This is a genomic window from Loktanella sp. DJP18 (genome assembly GCF_049310965.1).
GTDB lineage: Bacteria > Pseudomonadota > Alphaproteobacteria > Rhodobacterales > Rhodobacteraceae > Loktanella.
Window position 1 is genome coordinate 1 of sequence record NZ_JBMERN010000309.1, and the last position, 1,547, is coordinate 1,547.

General features: G+C 57.6%; 1 protein-coding gene. It reads left to right on the forward strand.

Features of this window, described 5'->3' with window-relative positions; all coding sequences use genetic code 11:
* Nucleotides 1–118: 118 nt before the first annotated feature.
* Nucleotides 119–1,501 carry an IS66 family transposase gene (gene tnpC / locus ACOI1H_RS25495; RefSeq protein ID WP_422441116.1) on the forward strand — a complete coding sequence of 461 codons (1,383 nt, stop codon included), beginning with the start codon at nucleotides 119–121 and terminating at the stop codon, nucleotides 1,499–1,501.
* Nucleotides 1,502–1,547 lie beyond the last annotated feature (46 nt).

Below are 1,547 nucleotides of genomic sequence, written 5' to 3' on the forward strand. Positions count from 1 at the left end.
TATTGTTGACTGAACGGCTCAAGCGTGAATCAACGGATACATGTCTGAAGGTTCAAAACTCCCATTTCTACCCTTTGCGGACGCTGCAGGCCGCGCCGCCTACTTTGAGGCTGCGTATTTGAAGCAGCTCGAAGTGAACAAGGCGCTTGAGCAGCGGATCATCGCGCTGGAACGGCAAGCGGCTCTCAACAGTAAGACCAGCAGCCAGCCCCCGTCGAGTGACGGCTTGAAGAAGCCACCTGCCCAGAAGCGGACGCAAAGCTTGAGGGGTAAATCCGACCGCAAAACCGGCGGTCAGCCCGGCCATAAGGGGAAGACGTTGCGACAGTCGTCGACGCCTGACCATATCATCCATCACTACCCACAGGTTTGTGACGCTTGCGGTGCGGCACTCTCAGCCAGCATGGCAGAGAATACTGTGGTGCGTCAGGTGGTTGATTTGCCAGCTCCGCCGCCGCCAGAGGTAACCGAGCACCGGGTACATCTGTGCCGGTGTGGCCAGTGTGATGCTGTCACGCGCGGGGGCTTCCCTGAGGGTGTTGCGGGGCCAGTTCAATACGGCCCTCGGATCGCCGGTATCGCCAGCTACTTGCAAACCTATCATTGCATCCCGGAGGAACGTCTTTCTCTGGTGTTGTCTGATCTGTTTGGCCTTTCAGCCGTTCCAGCTACCTTGGCCCGGCTTATCGGCCGCACAGCTGATCGCCTTCAACCCTTCGCGAAGGCTGTATGTAGAAAGCTGAGCGGGCCACAAGTGGCGGTCAAGCATCTGGATGAGACCGGCTTTCGCGTGGCTGGCAAAACACAGTGGCTACATGTGATCTGTTCGCCCCTCCTGAGCCACTTCCGCGTCTCGTCCCGCAGAGGCGATCTTCTGACCGGGGTCTGCGGGCTTGTCGTGCACGATCACTGGGCCCCGTATTTCAAGATGGAAGGTGTCCAACACGCCCTGTGCAATGCCCATCATCTTCGCGAACTCCAGGCCTTGATCGTGATTGAGAAAGAGCCGTGGGCCAACAACATGAAAACCCTTTTGCTGGAAGCTAAAGCCAGGGCAGACACCCGAACCGATGATTGCACCGTTGGGGTCTGCGTGATGGGTGAACTCCTGCAGCGTTACGATGACATCCTCACCCAGGCGGTGGATTTTCATGAAGCTCAACCCCCTCTGCAAGCCGTTTCCAAGGCCGGAAAACACCGGGGTCGCCCGAAACGCAGAACCGGCCACAACCTCGCGCTGCGCCTGCAAACGCGCAAAAGCGAAGTCATACGCTTTCTGACCGAACCCAACGCGCCCTTCACCAACAATGAGGCTGAACGGGATTTGCGTATGGGCAAAGTCAGGCAAAAGATCTCAGGCTGTTTTCGCGTCGTGAGCGGGGCAGAGATTTTCTGCACATTACGCACTGTGACATGTACCGCTCGCAAGCAGGGCTGGTCTGTCATCGAAACCCTGATGAAACCGTCAGATCAGTTGATCGCGCAACTGCGCCTGGGCTGAATACCTGATCTCTGCCAAGGCACATCCAGTCATGCTGGGCAGTTAC